We start from the raw sequence: 16290 nt of genomic DNA on the forward strand, positions 1-16290 counted from the left end.
ATCAATAAGAAAATAAATAAGGTTTATTCTTTATGTCTTTTAAGTGAATAAAGATTTTGTAAACTATCTAATTGGTTATTTTATTTTTTGTTTCTTTGCTCGCTTAAAATATGAAGTTGGCACATTAGGGCATACAACCTCTTTAAATTTAACGTCTTTATTCGTCTTCACAGACGGTTCATTTTCAGATGAAACCGGGGCGTTGCTCTGTGGTATTTTGCTTGTCTCTTTCATATATAAACGCTCTTTTGCTTGTATAATATCATTCGTTTTAGCCATTTGATTTTCCCTCTGCCACTAACACTGCATTGACTTGCTCAATACGTTCCACTGCTCGGTTAATGATCTCAACGACTCTTGTTGTCTCTTCTTTCGTCAACTGTTGTATCACGATTTGGTGTCTCAACAATGACTTAAATTTATCTACAGCGCATTCAATTTCATTAGCGAATTGATTACCTGCTTTTAATTCCTGAGCATATTTTAATTTTAGTTGAACTTCTGCCAATATTTCAGCTTTGAGTAATAAAAAACAGCGACCTTCTGGCGTTATGACATAACACTTACGCCCTTTTTCATTATCTTTACCCGCCGAAATAAACCCTAACTCCTCTAATAACGTCAAAGTTGGATATATCACACCTGGGCTTGGGCAATAAAAACCTGCCGTTTCTTCTGCAATTTTTTTTATTAACTCATAACCGTAATTAATTCCCCCTGTCAGTAAATGTAGGATATAAATCCTTAACTGTTTAGGGTTAAACATACGACTGACACTTTTACCGTTGCACAAACACGGCTCGAGTTGTTGTTCATTTGCCATTAAAATTCTCAGTGGTTATTTATATAAAAACCGATATATCTAATATGATAGTTACTTTTACAGAAAATGCCAGCTTTAGATATATCTATTTTTGTGCATAACGTGCTAATGATAATCATTCTTATATGGATTATACCGACTAAATGTCGACACAACAGTAAAAAATGTGCGGTAAATTGTCTAACTGAGTAAAGTTGGCAATAGATATGAAATTAACCTATTTTTGAAGTGATAAAGCCAGCCGTCGGTATGTTGGCTGGCTATAGAAGCGAAGTGCAATTACCCAATATTAGGTAATATGTTGAAAACAATCCCTAACTGAACACCAATGACTATAATTCCACAAATAAATACTAATGAAAGACCTAATCCACCGCCTAACACTTGATATTTCCGTTGGTTTAATGTTCTTGATTTAAATGCCATAGCACTAGGTAATAATAAAGCCAGTATTGAAAGTGCGATTGCGGCATACCCTAACGCCATCACAAACCCTTTAGGATAAAATAAAGCAAAAACTAGTGGTGGTCCAAAGGTGAGCAAACCTGTTTGTAGACGCCCTGACGCATTATCTTGACGTTTAAATAAATCCGCTAGAAAGTCAAATAACCCCAAAGCAACACCAAGGAAAGATGTCGCAAGCGCCAAACTCATAAACATTTGTGCAATTAACTCTGTTTTTCCTGATTGAGCCACATCTTTAATTGCATCTAATAATCCATTAAGCCCTGCGTTTTCCGCCAAAATACCAACAAATGTGGTTGTACCAATACTCCCTAATGTTGCGATTTGCCATAAAATATAAGCAATCAACGGGATAGCACTTCCGATAATAAAAATAACCCGCAATTTTTTGACATCTCCCCCCATGTATTTAACGATACTTGGGACGCTACCATGAAAACCAAAGGAGGTAAAAAACACCGGTATAGCAGATAAAATAAGTACTTTTTCAGTTGGGGCAGCTAATAAATTTTGTTGCTCAACATGCGGCATCATTAATGCCAATATAATGACTAAGAAAACAATTTTTGCAGCAAATAAAATACGGTTGATAAAATCTACGGATGAAGTCCCGAAACATACAACTCCCCCACCAATGACGGTAAATACAACAATTCCCATCCAATCTGCCATTTCAATAGCAAAACTACTTTTCAAATTTGATGTAATGATTTCCCCTGCTCCACTGACATAAGCTGCTGTCAATGCATACATCAGGAACATCATACTAAAACCCGTAATAAATTTGCCACTAGAGCCTAAGTACCGTTGTGCAACACTACCGATCCCAGTTTCGTGAGATTCATGTTGATAAACTTCGACCAAAAGTAACGCCGTGTAGCACATCAATGCCCACAACACTAATAACATAGCGAGGCTCACTAAGAAACCATTACCCGCGGCAGCGATAGGCATGGCTAACATACCTGCGCCAATCGTAGTACCTGCAACAATAAATACACTACCAAGTGTGCGATTTTTCATATTGAGATCCTAACAATCAATTAAATATTAATTTTATAATTAGAGTGATTTAACTTATTTTCTTCATTAATGAGTTGTTGTAATTTGTCTTCAAAAATATTTTTTAACTCTGCCCAATAGGTTTCAAAATGTGCCCTATCACGCAGGCAATGTGTCATGACTGCCGCCCGTAGCACATAAATCGACCGTACTTTATGCCATTCACTATCAGAGAATTGTGCATCTCGACATAGATTCAATGGGTTATCGCCATATTCTTCATAAGTTAGCGAGGTTGATGAGGTGAGAAAATCATTAGAATAACTCCGGCCTGCCGCATAAGAGCATAATTCATATAACCGTTTATTTAATTGATTTTGTTTTTCTAAAGAGGTGTTGCCAATTTCACGAAACATAAAGTTAATCATGTGAAAATCAGGCGTTGGCATCCCTATAATTGAAAATTGACGTTCCTCAATAATAAAAGGCTCACATTGATTAATTTTATCAATCATCCAATTGGCAGTGATGACCCCAGCCGCAATCACTTTTCCATACCCTAAAACATTTAACGGAACTAAGCGATGTGCAGCCCATACCGCTGCTGCGGTTGCGCCCGCTTTTGACCCTTCCATAATAGATGAGCCCAATAATACATTTTGTGTTTTTTCTGTTTTACGCTGCTTTTCTTGAACCTCTTCAAATACATAAGCGGCATGGTAAGAAACTAAATCCACAATCCGCTTATCTTTCATACAAATTGCACCTGCCGCATAAGGAATAAACCCCACCTTATGAGGGTCAACGGTAATCGAGTCCGCTTGGCTTAATGCTTTAAAGCTTTCATAAACATCACGTTTTGGCCACAACATATTTTCAGGAAAAATCCCTTCACTATGATAGCGTTGGAGTAAATTCTCATACTCCATAAATTGGTTTTCTTCATCGCGAAACATCGCACAAGCGTATCCCGCGTAAGCAGCATCGATATGCACATAAAAAGAAACCCCAAAACGTTGCTCGCATTCACGTCGTAGCTCAATAACTTCTCTGACATTGTCTATTGCGCCAGTTTCTGTGGTACCAACAACGGCAACTACCGCTAAAATTGGCTCCCCTTGCTCAATTAATGTAAATACCGTTTCACGCATTTTACGTACATCTGTTCGATAACTTGCATCAACGGGTAATTGCACAATATTCTGTTGGCCTAAACCAAGAATATCCATCGCTTTCATCCATGAATAGTGTTTAGACTGCGGTACCAATAACTTACCGAGTTTTCCTTGTTCTATTCCAACACCACGGCAGGTTAAATCACGAATTTCCTCAAAAATTTGTTGTTTCTTTAACTCGTCAATTAAATCTAGAACCGCGGAAACTGAGAGATTGAGTAACTCTTTTTCAGTTTTATCCTTTAGCAAGTATTGGGATTTTGGATGCTGCATAATCGCTAACGGCAACGTTTTAATATTTCTAGCTACCCATAAACCTTCGTAGTTAGCAACCGTTCCACCAGATGTAATATGTCCCCAAGCATGTTGTACGTCATAACCAAACATGGCACATAAATCTAACCCGGCTTCTATTTCTAAAACTGTTGTCGTTGGTGAAGATTCTTGTGCACAATTATTGGGGTTGTACATCATCGCCATGACATAAGCCAAATTAGAAATCATCAGTGTATCTGCATTCATATGCCCCATATAACGGGGGGAGAACCATGGAACCGATGTTGTTTTTAATTTTGAAGAGAGTTGATTAAGAATGCCTTCTGTACGATAAAGCGTATCTCGGTACTCGGGAGCATAACGGTCAACAGTAGAGATAAGATCAGGATCTTCAGGATGATAGCTGGAACGCCAATGCATATGTTCACTAACTGAATACTCCATCATTTCTTTGAAAAAGACAGCATTTTCAGATTTAGGACCTAAAAATAATGCATCTACATTTATTTTTGAATTTTTAAAATTATTTATCATTACTACACCTTCAAACTACAATTAACGGGTGCTAATTGCACTTAAGTTACTTAACTTAATATCATTGGAAAGTGCATAACGGGCTGTGTTTATATAAAAGATATCAATATATTAATGATATACATTTAAAAATATCATTTAAGCATTAATTATTGATAAACAAACCGTTAATGGCCAACTTATTTATAGATATAATCTATTTCTATTAAATTATTAATAAACTAATGGGAATTTCATTCTGATTTGTGGACAAGCACAAAAAAACAAAATTTATTCAACTGTAAAGAGATTTTTACGCTGAAAAAGCTTGAATATGTAAAAAATTTGTTATAGATGGTGCGATTTTCACTGCTCTTAAAGAACTAAAGTTAAATAGTGAAAACCGCAGAAAGTAAATCCAATTAACTGTTTAGCAAAACAATTTTCCCAACAAGATCACCTGATTCCATATATTCATGGGCACTCCGCACCAGAGACAAGTGATATGTTTTGTTAATAATAGGTTTTATTTCACCATTTTGTAACAATCCCCAGACTTGTTTCTTTAGTTCTTGGGCAATCACTGCTTTTTCCTCAATAGTTCGAGAACGCATTGTTGATCCCGTATGAGTTAATCTTTTTACCATTAAAGGCATCATATTTAACTCTTTAGGGTTACCTTTCATCATACCAATTTGAATTATTCGTCCAAATTTAGCAGCAACTTGATAATTTTTCGCAACATAATCACCACCGATAATATCTACGACCATATCAACACCTCGAGAAGAGGTATAATTGAGTGTTGCTTCAACAAAATCATCGTTTCTGTAGTTAATAACACAATTTGCGCCTAACGATTTTGCAACTTGAACTTTGTCTTCTGAACCAACAGTAGTAATCACTGTTGCGCCAAAGGCTTTTGCTAACATAATCGCCACGCTACCAATTCCCGATGTTCCACCGTGAATAAGTACCGTTTCGTCTTTTTTAAGTTTGCCTATTTGAAAAACATTTGCCCAAACAGTGAAAAAGTTTTCAGGTATCGCTGCACCCTCGATAAAAGATAAATTCCCTAACGGTAAGGCTATGTTTTTATGCACTAAACAATATTCTGCATAACCTCCCCCGGCAACCAGTCCACAAACTTTGTCTCCGAGCTGCCATTCCTCTACATCATCCGCCTTGGCAACTATAGTTCCTGCAATTTCAAGCCCCATAATCGGTGAAGCATCTGCCGGTGGAGGATAAGACCCCTTACGCTGAAAAATATCAGGGCGATTAACCCCCGCAGCTTCCACCTTAACGAGCAAATACCCTGCAGAAATTCTAGGTAACGGTATATCAATTAATCGCAGCTTTTCTGGTCCACCAGGTTCTATAATGTCTACAACTGTCATCGAGGTGGGTAAAGACTGTTGGATAAGTGCCATTATATTCTCCTTTTTGAGGTTAATTTGAAAAATTGATATTCCTAAATTTATTTTTGTGTTAAATTAATGCTAATTAGTTTAATATTTCGTGCTTAATTACGACAGTTTAGAGTAGTAACTACTATGATGATGTAAGTCATCTTTTTATCGTTTAGAGGCTAAAATTTAATCTATATCAAATTATATACTTAGTAATCTTCTTTAATTTAGCATGAATATCTAAATTCACTAATTTCTCACATGCCTTCTGATTGGCTTTTTTGTTTATTAAGTCGATTCTGTCATACATTACTACTTACTAGTTGCATTATCTTATGTTAAAATTGACTCATATCAATAATTTTAACTTGATTGAGCCTTAAATATGATCCCAGAAAAAAGAGTTGTTCGTCGCATCCAGTCTGGTGGTTGTGCTATTCATTGTCAGGATTGCAGTATTAGCCAACTTTGCATTCCTTTTACGCTGAATGAACATGAACTGGATCAACTTGATAATATCATCGAACGCAAAAAACCAATTCAAAAAGGCCAAGCTTTATTTAAAGCAGGCGATGAATTGCGTTCATTATATGCCATCCGCTCAGGTACAATAAAAAGCTATACAATAACCGAAGAAGGCGATGAGCAAATTACTGGTTTTCACTTAGCAGGAGACCTTGTTGGCTTTGATGCTATCATTCATACACAGCACCCAAGTTTTGCACAAGCACTTGAAACCTCAATGGTTTGTGAAATACCTTTTGAAACCTTAGACGACTTATCAGGCAAAATGCCTAATTTACGTCAGCAAATTATGCGTTTAATGAGCGGTGAAATTAAAGGTGATCAAGAAATGATCCTTTTATTATCTAAGAAAAATGCGGAAGAGCGTTTAGCTGCATTTATTCTTAACCTCTCTCACCGCTTTGCGGAACGTGGTTTTTCACCAAGAGAATTTAGATTAACCATGACTCGTGGAGATATCGGTAATTATCTTGGCTTAACAGTTGAAACCATTAGTCGCCTTTTAGGACGTTTCCAAAAAAGTGGCATGCTAAGTGTTAAAGGTAAGTACATCACTATCGAGGATATGGCTAAACTGACTGATATCGCTGGTAAAGTTTCAGCAATTACATGCTAATATCCCTAAACGGATCACGTTATCAGTGATCCGTTTTCATTTTTTTCTCCAGATTTCTTGCCTATTTAATCTCAATATCATAGTTTATCTATATGGAAATATCCGTGTATCGAGAGGATTTCAATATGGCAAACTATAAAAACCTGCTAGTTGCAATTGACCCAAATCAGGATGATCAACCTGCATTAAGACGTGCTGTCTACATCGTGCAGCGTAATGGTGGACGGATAAAAGCGTTTTTGCCTATCTACGACCTTTCCTATGACATGACAACCTTACTTTCTCCTGAAGAACGTAATGCCATGCGCAAAGGTGTAATAAGCCAAAAAGCAGCGTGGATCAAACAACAAGCTCATTTCTATCTTGAAGCGGGCATTGATATTGAAATTAAAGTTATTTGGCATAACAAGCCATATGAGGCCATTATTCAGGAAGTAATAAATGGCGAACATGACCTGTTACTGAAAATGGCGCATCAAACCGATAATTTTGAGTCGATTATTTTTACCCCACTAGACTGGCATTTACTCCGAAAATGCCCTGCTCCCGTTTGGATGGTAAAAGACAAAGTATGGCCTGATCACGGTTCAGTGGTTGTCGCCGTTAACTTATCAAATGAGGAATCTTATCACGATGACCTCAATATCAAATTGGTCGAAAAAACAAAAGATTTAGCAACTCGCATTATTAAGGAACAGGAAATCCATTTAGTGAGTGCATATCCTGTTGCTCCTATGAATATTGCCATAGAGTTACCTGATTTCGACCCGAGCCTATATAACAACGCACTACGCGGCCAACATTTAATTGCTATGAAAGAGTTGCGGCAAAAATTTGGGATTGATGAAAAATATACCCATGTCCGTGAAGGATTACCTGAAAAAATTATTCCAGATATGTGTGAAGAATTGCACGCTGGGGTTGTGGTTCTGGGTATTTTGGGCCGTACAGGCATTTCAGCGGCTTTTTTGGGGAATACCGCGGAGCATGTCATCGATAAGCTAAAATGTGATTTATTAGCGATTAAACCTGACGGTTTTGTTTGTCCTATCAACCCTGCTGATGATGATTAGCTAATCATCTAAAACTTATTAAGCCCCAATAATATTTATGTTATTGGGACTTAATTTAATCATGGCTAAGTTATTGCTGAACTGAACTTTGACTAAGTATCGGCCAAGCTTGCATAGCATTAAAAATGACTTGATTAAGTCTTTCAAGATCAATTCCATCACAAGCTTGTATGGTAAAACCATCAATTACCGTTATATAAAAATCAACGATAGCTTCAATCGGCGCATCTGGAGCAACATCACCATCATCAATGCCTTTGCGCATACGTGCCAGTAGAATTTCCTGATAACTTTTCCGTTTTTCTTGGACGTTTAATTGCACATCTTCGATTTGCTTTGACCCATTCATTGTCGCTGTAATCAGCATACAACCTGCAGGCTTATTTGGCTGAATTAGCCTTTTAGCGCTTTCATACATCAGCAATTCAATTGCAATTTTCGCTGTTTTGGCTTGCTTTACAATAGACAAAATAGGACAAGCTTCATTCATCAAATAATAATCAATACATTGATTAAACAACGATGCTTTATCACCAAAAGCACAGTAAAGGCTAGGCGCTGTGATACCTAGCTCTTGAGTTAAATCGCTAATTGAGGTTGCAACATAGCCATTTCGCCAAAACAATAGCATGGCTTTAGCTAGTGCATCTTGTTGGTCAAAGCCTTTAGGCCGCCCGCGTTTTATTTGATTCATATTCTCACTTTACTCGCAGTCAATTCACTATACCACAACTATTTTATAGTGATCATTATAAAAATAATTGACAACGTCTAAATTCACATAAACAATAGCGCCATGATTTTATAGCGGTCACTATAAAATCATTCTTTTTTGTAAACTACTTAACTTTCATGGAAAGCGCATGACAACAACTCATATTTCTTCGCATAATGGTAACTGGCTTTCACTATTATCTGCAACTTTTGCTTGCTTCATTATTGTTACTGGTGAGTTTTTAGCCATTAGTGTGCTAAATAACATCGCTTATGATTTTCAAATATCAACAGGTACCGCAGGACTTACAGTCACTGTCACATCTATCGCAGGTATGGCATCCTCCCTATTTGTCCCCATTTATGCAAAGAATATCGATAGACGCCAAGTTTTACTTTTCTTAGTTGCTCTCATGATATTAGCTAATGCAATTACGGCTTTCGCGTCTAATTTTAGTTTGGTTTTATTAGGTCGATTCGCATTAGGAATTGCACTAGGGGGTTTTTGGGGAGTTGCAGCAGGCTTAGTGATACGTCTAGCACCTAAAAATATGTCAATTACCACATCCGTAACAATATTCTTTTCGGCCGTCACATTAGTCACCGTGCTCGGAGTACCTCTAGGCGCTTGGTTATCTGATAATTATGGTTGGAGAATGCCTTATATTGCGCTGGTTATTGCAGGTGCTGTCGCGTTTTTAATGCAGTATTTCTCTTTACCATCATTAAAACCTTCTTCGTCTATGCAATGGAAGGAATTGTTATTGATGCCTTCGCACCCTATTGCGCGTAAAGGGTTACTTATATTCACACTGATTTTTTTAGCACATTTCTCTGCGTATAATTATTTTACGGTGTTCTTTAAACAAACCGCAGGTTTTATCGAAGGACAAATTTCAGCATTATTGCTCTTTTTTGGAGTGGCCAGCGTAGTTGGCAATATACTGGCGGGTTATGTTGGAAAATATAATGTTCGTTATAATTTCGCGATTAGTGCTCTTTTATTAGCCTTAGCTTTTCTCGCATTATCTGTTTTAGATTTTAATTGGGCGACCAGTATCATATTTGTTTCTTCATGGGGGATCGCTGCGGGTATGGTTCCTGCAACAATCAATATGTGGATGCACGTTCATGTTCCAGAATTAACCGAGAAAGGTTCCGCCCTTATTACCTTTATGTTTTTAATTCTAATTACTATTGGCAGTCTAGTAGGAGGATACGTCATGGACCATTTCAATGGCGGAGTTCTCATGATGAGCATGCTGACTATATCTACACTAGCATTTTTATTAGTGTTTACCTTTGCTCGAGGGCTAACCAATTGCGCTCGATTTTGCCTCAAATGATGCGTTTGTAAGACTGCATCACATAAACTGATTTAACTCTCAAATATCAAGAAGGGGTGACTGGAATTAACCAATCACCCCTTCTTATTTACTTTACTAATTATTTTGAAATGAATTAGTAACTCATTAAATTACAATGCACGTAAGATTGCATCAACGCTATCTTTTGCATCACCAAACAACATCTGTGTATTTTCTTTGAAGAATAATGGGTTTTGTACCCCAGCATAGCCAGTATTCATTGAACGTTTAAATACAATAACATTGCTTGCTTTCCAAACTTCAAGAACTGGCATACCTGCAATTGGGCTGTTTGGATCTTCTTGAGCCGCTGGGTTAACCGTATCGTTAGCACCAATAACAAGAACGGTATCGGTATCAGAGAAATCATCATTAATTTCATCCATTTCCAATACGATATCATAAGGTACTTTAGCTTCGGCTAATAATACGTTCATATGGCCAGGTAAACGCCCAGCTACAGGGTGAATACCAAAACGCACATTAATACCACGTTCACGTAATTTAGTGGTGATATCCGCAACAGGATATTGTGCTTGTGCTACCGCCATACCATACCCCGGAGTGATAATTACTGATGTTGAGTTTTTCAACATTTCAGCGACTTCCTCTGCGGTGCTTTCGCGATACTCACCCATTTCTTCTTCTGTGCCTGTTGAAGAGCCATCTGTACCGAAGCCTCCTGCAATAACACTGATAAACGAACGGTTCATCGCCTTACACATAATATAGGACAGAATCGCACCTGAAGAACCGACCAATGCCCCTGTGACAATCAGCAAGTCATTGCTTAACATAAAACCTGCCGCTGCAGCAGCCCAACCTGAATACGAATTCAGCATTGAAACGACCACTGGCATGTCCGCTCCACCAATTGAAGCGACTAAATGCCAGCCAAAAGCCAAAGCTATCGCGGTCATAATTAGCATCAAGAAGACTTGCAAGCCGACACTTTCTGTTTTAACAAAAATCACTAACAGAATAAATGAAACCACTAACGCCGCTAAATTCAGTTTATGGCGATTAGGTAACATCATCGGTTTTGATGACATTTTCCCTGATAATTTACCATAAGCGACTACTGAACCGGTGAAGGTAACTGCACCAATGAAGATCCCTAAGAAAACTTCAGTTAAGTGAATGTTTTCCATCACAACATCAGCGTGCCCTTCACTTGCGATAAAGCTGTTAAAACCAACCAGCACTGCAGCTAAACCGACGAAACTATGTAAAATAGCCACCAGCTCAGGCATTTCTGTCATTTCAACTTTTTTCGCTAAGCGAATACCAATGACAGCACCAATGACCATCGCAACGATCATCCAGCCCACATTAGCACTGTGAGGACCTAAAATAGTGGCTATCAAGGCGATAGCCATCCCGATAATGCCATAAGTATTCCCACGTTGGGAACTTTCATGACGGGATAGCCCCGCAAGGCTGAAAATAAATAGGATAGCAGCAACTATGTAAGCTGCTGTCACAATTCCACTCGACAACATAAGTTACCCCTTACCCTTTACGAAACATTTTTAACATGCGTTGAGTTACAGTGAACCCACCGAAAATATTGATACTCGCGATCAATATGGCGATAAAGGATAAGAAGCTTACCCAGCCACCGCTGCCAATCTGGAGCAAGGCGCCCACGACGATGATCCCTGAAATAGCGTTAGTGACTGACATTAACGGTGTATGCAATGCATGAGTCACATTCCACACCACGTAATAACCAACCACACAAGCTAAAGCAAATACAGTAAAGTGCGATAAAAACTCTTTTGGTGCTGAATTAGCAAACCAACCAAACAAGATGATAGCTAATGCCATCAAGCCATATTTTACCGTCGGTGACATCTTTTTCTCAGGCGCTTTAACTTTTTCCACCGCTTGCGGTTTCGCCTGCGGCTGAGCAGATACCTGAATTGGGGGCGCTGGCCAAGTGATTTCACCTTGTTTAATCACAGTGACCCCACGAATTACCAGATCTTCAAAATCAATGTCTATTTCACCATTTTTCTCTTTGCACAATAACTTCATCAAGTTAACGAGGTTTGTTCCATATAACTGCGATGATTGTGTTGGTAAACGGCTTGGTAAGTCGGTATAACCAATGATTTTTACGCCATTGTCAGTCACAACCAGCTTGTCAGCTTGGGTTAACTCACAGTTCCCCCCAGTTTGCGCCGCTAAGTCTACAATCACACTTCCCGGCTTCATTGATTCAACCATTTCCTTGGTAATCAATTTAGGTGCAGGCTTACCTGGAATCAGTGCCGTAGTTACAATGATATCGACTTCTTTCGCTTGTGCAGCGAACAGTTCCATCTCAGCTTTAATAAATGCTTCTGACATTACTTTGGCGTAGCCATCGCCACTACCGGCCTCTTCTTTGAAATCTAATTCAAGGAATTCAGCCCCCATACTCTGAACTTGCTCTTTCACCTCAGGACGAGTGTCAAAGGCACGCACAATGGCACCTAAACTACCAGCAGCGCCAATCGCAGCAAGGCCTGCAACCCCAGCCCCGATGATCATGACTTTCGCTGGAGGAACTTTACCTGCAGCCGTAATTTGCCCCGTAAAGAAACGGCCAAATTCGTGAGCAGCTTCAACAATTGCACGGTAGCCGGCAATATTCGCCATTGAGCTAAGCGCATCAAGTGATTGAGCACGTGAAATGCGTGGTACCGCATCCATCGCCATCACGTTAATTTTCCTAGCTTTTAAAGCTTCCATTAGCTCAGCATTCTGTGCTGGCCAAATGAAACTCACCAGAGTCGCTCCTTCTTTTAATAGAGGAATTTCATCATCCAGTGGCGCGTTGACTTTAAAAACGATATCCGCAGCAAATGCAGTATCACGATCAACGATTTCCGCCCCCGCTTGTTCGTATGCTACATCGTCAAAACTGGCTAAATGACCCGCATTTTGTTCTACACAGACAGAAAAACCTAACTTAAGAAGTTGAGTTACTGTAGATGGTGTAGCTGCAACACGCGCTTCATTGGCAAGTCGTTCTCTTGGTATACCAATACGCATAATGTTCCCTTTTTAATGCCTAACGTAATGTTGTTAATAGAGTGTTTGCTAAAATAATGACTGTCATCACAGAGAAAAGTCTTATTTTGTGCCTAAACAGATTTTTAATGTTCTAATAACCTACTGAAAATAAGCTTCTTGATCCATAATTGATCACGATTCTTAGACAGTAAATGGAATTCGCAGTGAAAATCTTAGTTTTAGGTCAATAAAATACTGGATACTTTAAAAAATCTGGTAAATTTAACTAGTCAATAATTATTTATTTCTCATAAAAATAAAATCATGAGACAACAGGTTCCGTTACGTGTAATAATCACGTACATGTGATACAACTAAGATTCAGCATGTTTATAATAAATTGCGCAAGGCGGAAGGATTTTGTATGAAGCTGAAAACTACGGTCATCGCAGCCGCGGTGTTATCATTAACTAGTATAACTGCTACTCAGGCGGCTGTTGAATTGACGCCAAAACAGGCTACTGAATTAAAACCTTATGAGCGTATAACAGTCACCGGGCGCTTTAATGCTATTTATGAAGCATCCGATGCAGTCTCCCGTAGGGCTGATAAAATGGGGGCATATGCCTTTTACATTCAAAGCCTTGATGATGTAGGTGATAGCGGCAACATGCGTGTTGTTGCTGATGTCTACGCAAAAGACGCACCACAAGTTGATACACCAAAACGTCGTGTATTCGGTGGTGTTGAGGAAATGTCAAAAACTGACGCAACAGAATATGAGCCTTTTGATACTGTTACTGTAAGCGGTTTTTACCCTTCTCAACCAGACCTATATGAGGCTATCGCCAAAAAAGCACTTGAGAAAAATGCTGCCTCGTTCTATGTGGTTCGTAATATCGCAATGAATGATGGTGGAAATACATTAGCAACTGCTTATATCTATAAGAAAGATGCACCGAAACGACAAGTTCTTAATGAAGACGCAGTGGTTCCTGCCGATTCTGACGCTGGTCGTGCTCTGTTAGCAGAGGGCGGTGAAGCGGCTAAAAAAGTTCGCATTCCTGGTGTTGCATCTTCTGAAGAACCAACAACCGCAGTCGGACGCTTCTTTGAAACCTCTAGCAGTCAACCGGGTCGTACTAGTGTGACTCTGCCAAGTGGTTATGTTATCGAAGAGGTCAACAAAACAGCAGCTGCACAAATGGTCCCATTTGACTCTATTACATTCTCTGGATATTACACCAATACGCCTGAAGTACGTTACCAAATAGCAAAACGTGCGGAAGCGAAAGGGGCTAAATATTTTCATATTACAAGAGAATGGCAATCTAATGGTGGCAGTGTCACTATCAGTGCTGACTTGTTTAAATAGTCCTAATTTATGTGATGTTAAAACCAGCCTACTCGGCTGGTTTTTTTGTTTTTAGACTCTCACTTTAGGTTATATCTCGTCCTTTACTCTATTCATCCTCACTCTTTTGAAAAAGTGCATAAAACATCTTAAAAAATGCATACATTACCATTGCATATCTGTCATTTCGTTCGTAGAATCCACACTCTGAAAACATGCAGTCATTCTATCTGCTTTTTTAATGGCTACTAGTTAAACTCATTATTGTAATGGCACTTTAACGTCATTTTAACTTTTGATTTCTGAACGTTCAGGATTTACTTTGAAAAATACTTTGAGTCTTACCGCACTAACTGCGCTAGTTCTTAGCTCAATGGTTGGCGCCGGTGTTTTTAGTCTCCCTCAAAATATGGCTGAAGTGGCTAGCCCTCTCGCATTAATAATCGGTTGGTCAATTACTGGTGTGGGCATCCTTTTTTTAGCATTTGCCTTATTGTTGCTTTCTCGCATACGACCTGACCTTGACGGTGGGATATTTACTTACGCCAAAGTCGGCTTCGGGGAATTAATTGGTTTTTGCTCGGCGTGGGGTTATTGGCTATGTGCAGTAGTTGCGAATGTGTCTTATCTTGTTATCGTATTCGCAGCAATCAGTTTTTTTACTGATACTCCTGACAACATTATTTTTGGTGATGGGAATACATGGCAAGCCCTAGTCGGAGAATCAATACTCCTCTGGTTTGTTCACTATTTAGTTCTTCGTGGAGTACAAACAGCCGCTGGGATTAATAAACTTGCTACAATGGCAAAACTGGTTCCTCTTGGCTTATTTATTGTATTGGCTTTTTTTGCGTTTAAACTTGATATTTTCAATGCAGATTTCAGTGGTATCGAATTTGGCGTTCCTGTTTGGGAGCAAGTCAAAGATACCATGCTGATTACACTATGGGTATTTATTGGTATCGAAGGTGCCGTTGTCGTCTCTGCACGAGCGAAAAACCGCCGCGATGTTGGCTTAGCAACAATTTTCGCTGTAAGTTCTGCTTTAATTATCTATATTCTAGTGACCTTACTTTCTTTAGGTATTATGCCTAGAGCTGAACTTGCAGAAATAAAAAATCCATCCATGGCCCCACTCATGATAAGTTTAATTGGTTCGAGTGGTGATATTATTATTGCAGCGGGCCTAATTATTTCTGTTTGTGGAGCTTACCTAAGTTGGACTATTATGGCCGCTGAAGTACCTTATATTGCAGCCCAATACCAATCATTTCCTAAAATATTCAATAAATTAAATAAGAATGATGCCCCATCATCTTCTTTATGGCTCACTAATGGTGCAGTACAGCTATCTTTAGTTCTTATTTGGCTTAGTGGGAGTAATTACAATACATTGCTTACCATTGCCTCTGAAATGATTTTAGTCCCCTATTTCCTTGTCGGTGCATTTTTAGTAAAAGTAGCTTTTGAACGTCATAATAAGGCATTACTTGCCGTTGGAGCTATTGCCAGTCTTTATGGTCTATGGTTGCTTTATGCATCAGGGTTAATCAATTTACTATTATCCGTCGTTTTATATGCCCCTGGTATTTTGGTATTTTTCTATGCTCGCCAGCAGCAAACCAACCAAATGCCATTAAAAGCGATTGAAAAAATCATGGCATATGCCATTGCTATCGGCGCTATCCCTGCGCTCTATTATTTGGTTGCCTAGTTTTAGAAACGAGGGCTTAATTTTAACCCATAAATTTAAGCCTTCATTTACTGCAACATCCTGTTTTTTTGATTACTAAATCACTCCATAATTTTCTAGTCGTAATTTCCTTCACAATTTTCGCCCTCCTTTACAATTTCCCCTCTCCTTTGCTGGTTAAAATTTCTGTTGTATGAGCTTCGATGCTTATATTTTTATCATTCATTAGTATGTTGTAACTAAATGATTAAGGCCAACTAAAAATGAAAAGCGCTTCAC

General features: G+C 38.7%; 13 protein-coding genes. 5 read left to right on the forward strand and 8 right to left on the reverse strand.

What is annotated here, in order from left to right:
* Nucleotides 1-75 precede the first annotated feature (75 nt).
* The 5 genes from FVA72_RS11400 to FVA72_RS11420 all read right to left on the reverse strand — a co-directional run bounded on the left by FVA72_RS11400 (nucleotide 76) and on the right by FVA72_RS11420 (nucleotide 5687).
* The gene (locus FVA72_RS11400; RefSeq protein ID WP_004254804.1) at nucleotides 76-279 is read right to left on the reverse strand and encodes a hypothetical protein; all 204 of its coding nucleotides are present in this window, start codon (nucleotides 277-279) and stop codon (nucleotides 76-78) included.
* The gene (locus FVA72_RS11405) at nucleotides 272-823 is read right to left on the reverse strand and encodes a PadR family transcriptional regulator (protein ID WP_110591692.1); all 552 of its coding nucleotides are present in this window, start codon (nucleotides 821-823) and stop codon (nucleotides 272-274) included. The genes FVA72_RS11400 and FVA72_RS11405 overlap by 8 nt, the downstream gene beginning before the upstream one ends.
* 279 nt (nucleotides 824-1102) lie before the next feature.
* Nucleotides 1103-2311, reverse strand: a complete 1209-nt coding sequence (gene tyrP / locus FVA72_RS11410; RefSeq protein ID WP_004254811.1) for a tyrosine transporter TyrP — start codon at nucleotides 2309-2311, stop codon at nucleotides 1103-1105.
* A gap of 20 nt (nucleotides 2312-2331) precedes the next feature.
* The gene (locus FVA72_RS11415) at nucleotides 2332-4272 is read right to left on the reverse strand and encodes a pyridoxal phosphate-dependent decarboxylase family protein (protein WP_110592586.1); all 1941 of its coding nucleotides are present in this window, start codon (nucleotides 4270-4272) and stop codon (nucleotides 2332-2334) included.
* A gap of 404 nt (nucleotides 4273-4676) precedes the next feature.
* Entirely contained in the window at nucleotides 4677-5687 is a 1011-nt protein-coding gene (locus tag FVA72_RS11420; protein WP_110591691.1) for an NAD(P)H-quinone oxidoreductase, read from the reverse strand.
* Nucleotides 5688-6051: 364 nt separating this feature from the next.
* Between FVA72_RS11420 and FVA72_RS11425 the strand changes: the two genes are divergently transcribed.
* Nucleotides 6052-6807, forward strand: a complete 756-nt coding sequence (locus FVA72_RS11425; protein WP_004254821.1) for an FNR family transcription factor — start codon at nucleotides 6052-6054, stop codon at nucleotides 6805-6807.
* Nucleotides 6808-6932: 125 nt separating this feature from the next.
* Nucleotides 6933-7880, forward strand: coding sequence for a universal stress protein UspE (gene uspE / locus FVA72_RS11430; RefSeq protein WP_036957775.1), 948 nt, complete (start codon nucleotides 6933-6935; stop codon nucleotides 7878-7880).
* 70 nt (nucleotides 7881-7950) lie between these two features.
* On the opposite strand, the gene FVA72_RS11435 is transcribed toward uspE, so the two are convergent.
* A complete protein-coding gene (locus FVA72_RS11435) occupies nucleotides 7951-8574 on the reverse strand; it encodes a TetR/AcrR family transcriptional regulator (RefSeq protein ID WP_004254827.1) in 624 nt (207 codons plus the stop codon).
* A 169-nt stretch (nucleotides 8575-8743) separates the two neighbouring features.
* On the opposite strand from FVA72_RS11435, the gene FVA72_RS11440 reads away from it, so the two are divergent.
* Nucleotides 8744-9940: an MFS transporter gene (locus tag FVA72_RS11440; RefSeq protein WP_137019024.1), complete on the forward strand. Its 1197-nt coding sequence runs from the start codon at nucleotides 8744-8746 to the stop codon at nucleotides 9938-9940.
* Nucleotides 9941-10071: 131 nt separating this feature from the next.
* On the opposite strand, the gene pntB is transcribed toward FVA72_RS11440, so the two are convergent.
* A complete protein-coding gene (pntB, locus tag FVA72_RS11445; RefSeq protein WP_094960629.1) occupies nucleotides 10072-11460 on the reverse strand; it encodes a Re/Si-specific NAD(P)(+) transhydrogenase subunit beta in 1389 nt (462 codons plus the stop codon).
* A gap of 13 nt (nucleotides 11461-11473) precedes the next feature.
* On the reverse strand, nucleotides 11474-13003 hold the full coding sequence (gene pntA / locus FVA72_RS11450; RefSeq protein ID WP_004254837.1) for a Re/Si-specific NAD(P)(+) transhydrogenase subunit alpha: 1530 nt from the start codon (nucleotides 13001-13003) through the stop codon (nucleotides 11474-11476).
* 385 nt (nucleotides 13004-13388) lie between these two features.
* Here pntA and ydgH point away from each other — a divergent pair, with 385 nt between their 5' ends.
* Complete coding sequence (gene ydgH / locus FVA72_RS11455; RefSeq protein WP_004254841.1) at nucleotides 13389-14339, forward strand: DUF1471 family protein YdgH; 951 nt, start codon at nucleotides 13389-13391, stop codon at nucleotides 14337-14339.
* A 352-nt stretch (nucleotides 14340-14691) separates the two neighbouring features.
* Nucleotides 14692-16032: a basic amino acid/polyamine antiporter gene (locus FVA72_RS11460; RefSeq protein ID WP_004254844.1), complete on the forward strand. Its 1341-nt coding sequence runs from the start codon at nucleotides 14692-14694 to the stop codon at nucleotides 16030-16032.
* The last annotated feature ends 258 nt before the right edge of the window (nucleotides 16033-16290 follow it).

The sequence above is a fragment of the Providencia sp. PROV061 genome (assembly GCF_011045655.1).
In the GTDB taxonomy this organism is placed as follows: Bacteria; Pseudomonadota; Gammaproteobacteria; order Enterobacterales; family Enterobacteriaceae; genus Providencia; species Providencia hangzhouensis.

Excerpts from the sequence above, each read along its gene's own strand:
- FVA72_RS11400 (WP_004254804.1), bottom strand. The coding sequence starts at position 279 with ATGGCTAAAACGAATGATATTATACAAGCAAAAGAGCGTTTATATATG.
- FVA72_RS11405 (WP_110591692.1), bottom strand. The coding sequence starts at position 823 with ATGGCAAATGAACAACAACTCGAGCCGTGTTTGTGCAACGGTAAAAGT.
- tyrP (WP_004254811.1), bottom strand. The coding sequence starts at position 2,311 with ATGAAAAATCGCACACTTGGTAGTGTATTTATTGTTGCAGGTACTACG.
- FVA72_RS11420 (WP_110591691.1), bottom strand. The coding sequence starts at position 5,687 with ATGGCACTTATCCAACAGTCTTTACCCACCTCGATGACAGTTGTAGAC.
- FVA72_RS11425 (WP_004254821.1), top strand. The coding sequence starts at position 6,052 with ATGATCCCAGAAAAAAGAGTTGTTCGTCGCATCCAGTCTGGTGGTTGT.
- uspE (WP_036957775.1), top strand. The coding sequence starts at position 6,933 with ATGGCAAACTATAAAAACCTGCTAGTTGCAATTGACCCAAATCAGGAT.
- FVA72_RS11435 (WP_004254827.1), bottom strand. The coding sequence starts at position 8,574 with ATGAATCAAATAAAACGCGGGCGGCCTAAAGGCTTTGACCAACAAGAT.
- FVA72_RS11440 (WP_137019024.1), top strand. The coding sequence starts at position 8,744 with ATGACAACAACTCATATTTCTTCGCATAATGGTAACTGGCTTTCACTA.
- pntA (WP_004254837.1), bottom strand. The coding sequence starts at position 13,003 with ATGCGTATTGGTATACCAAGAGAACGACTTGCCAATGAAGCGCGTGTT.
- ydgH (WP_004254841.1), top strand. The coding sequence starts at position 13,389 with ATGAAGCTGAAAACTACGGTCATCGCAGCCGCGGTGTTATCATTAACT.
- FVA72_RS11460 (WP_004254844.1), top strand. The coding sequence starts at position 14,692 with ATGGTTGGCGCCGGTGTTTTTAGTCTCCCTCAAAATATGGCTGAAGTG.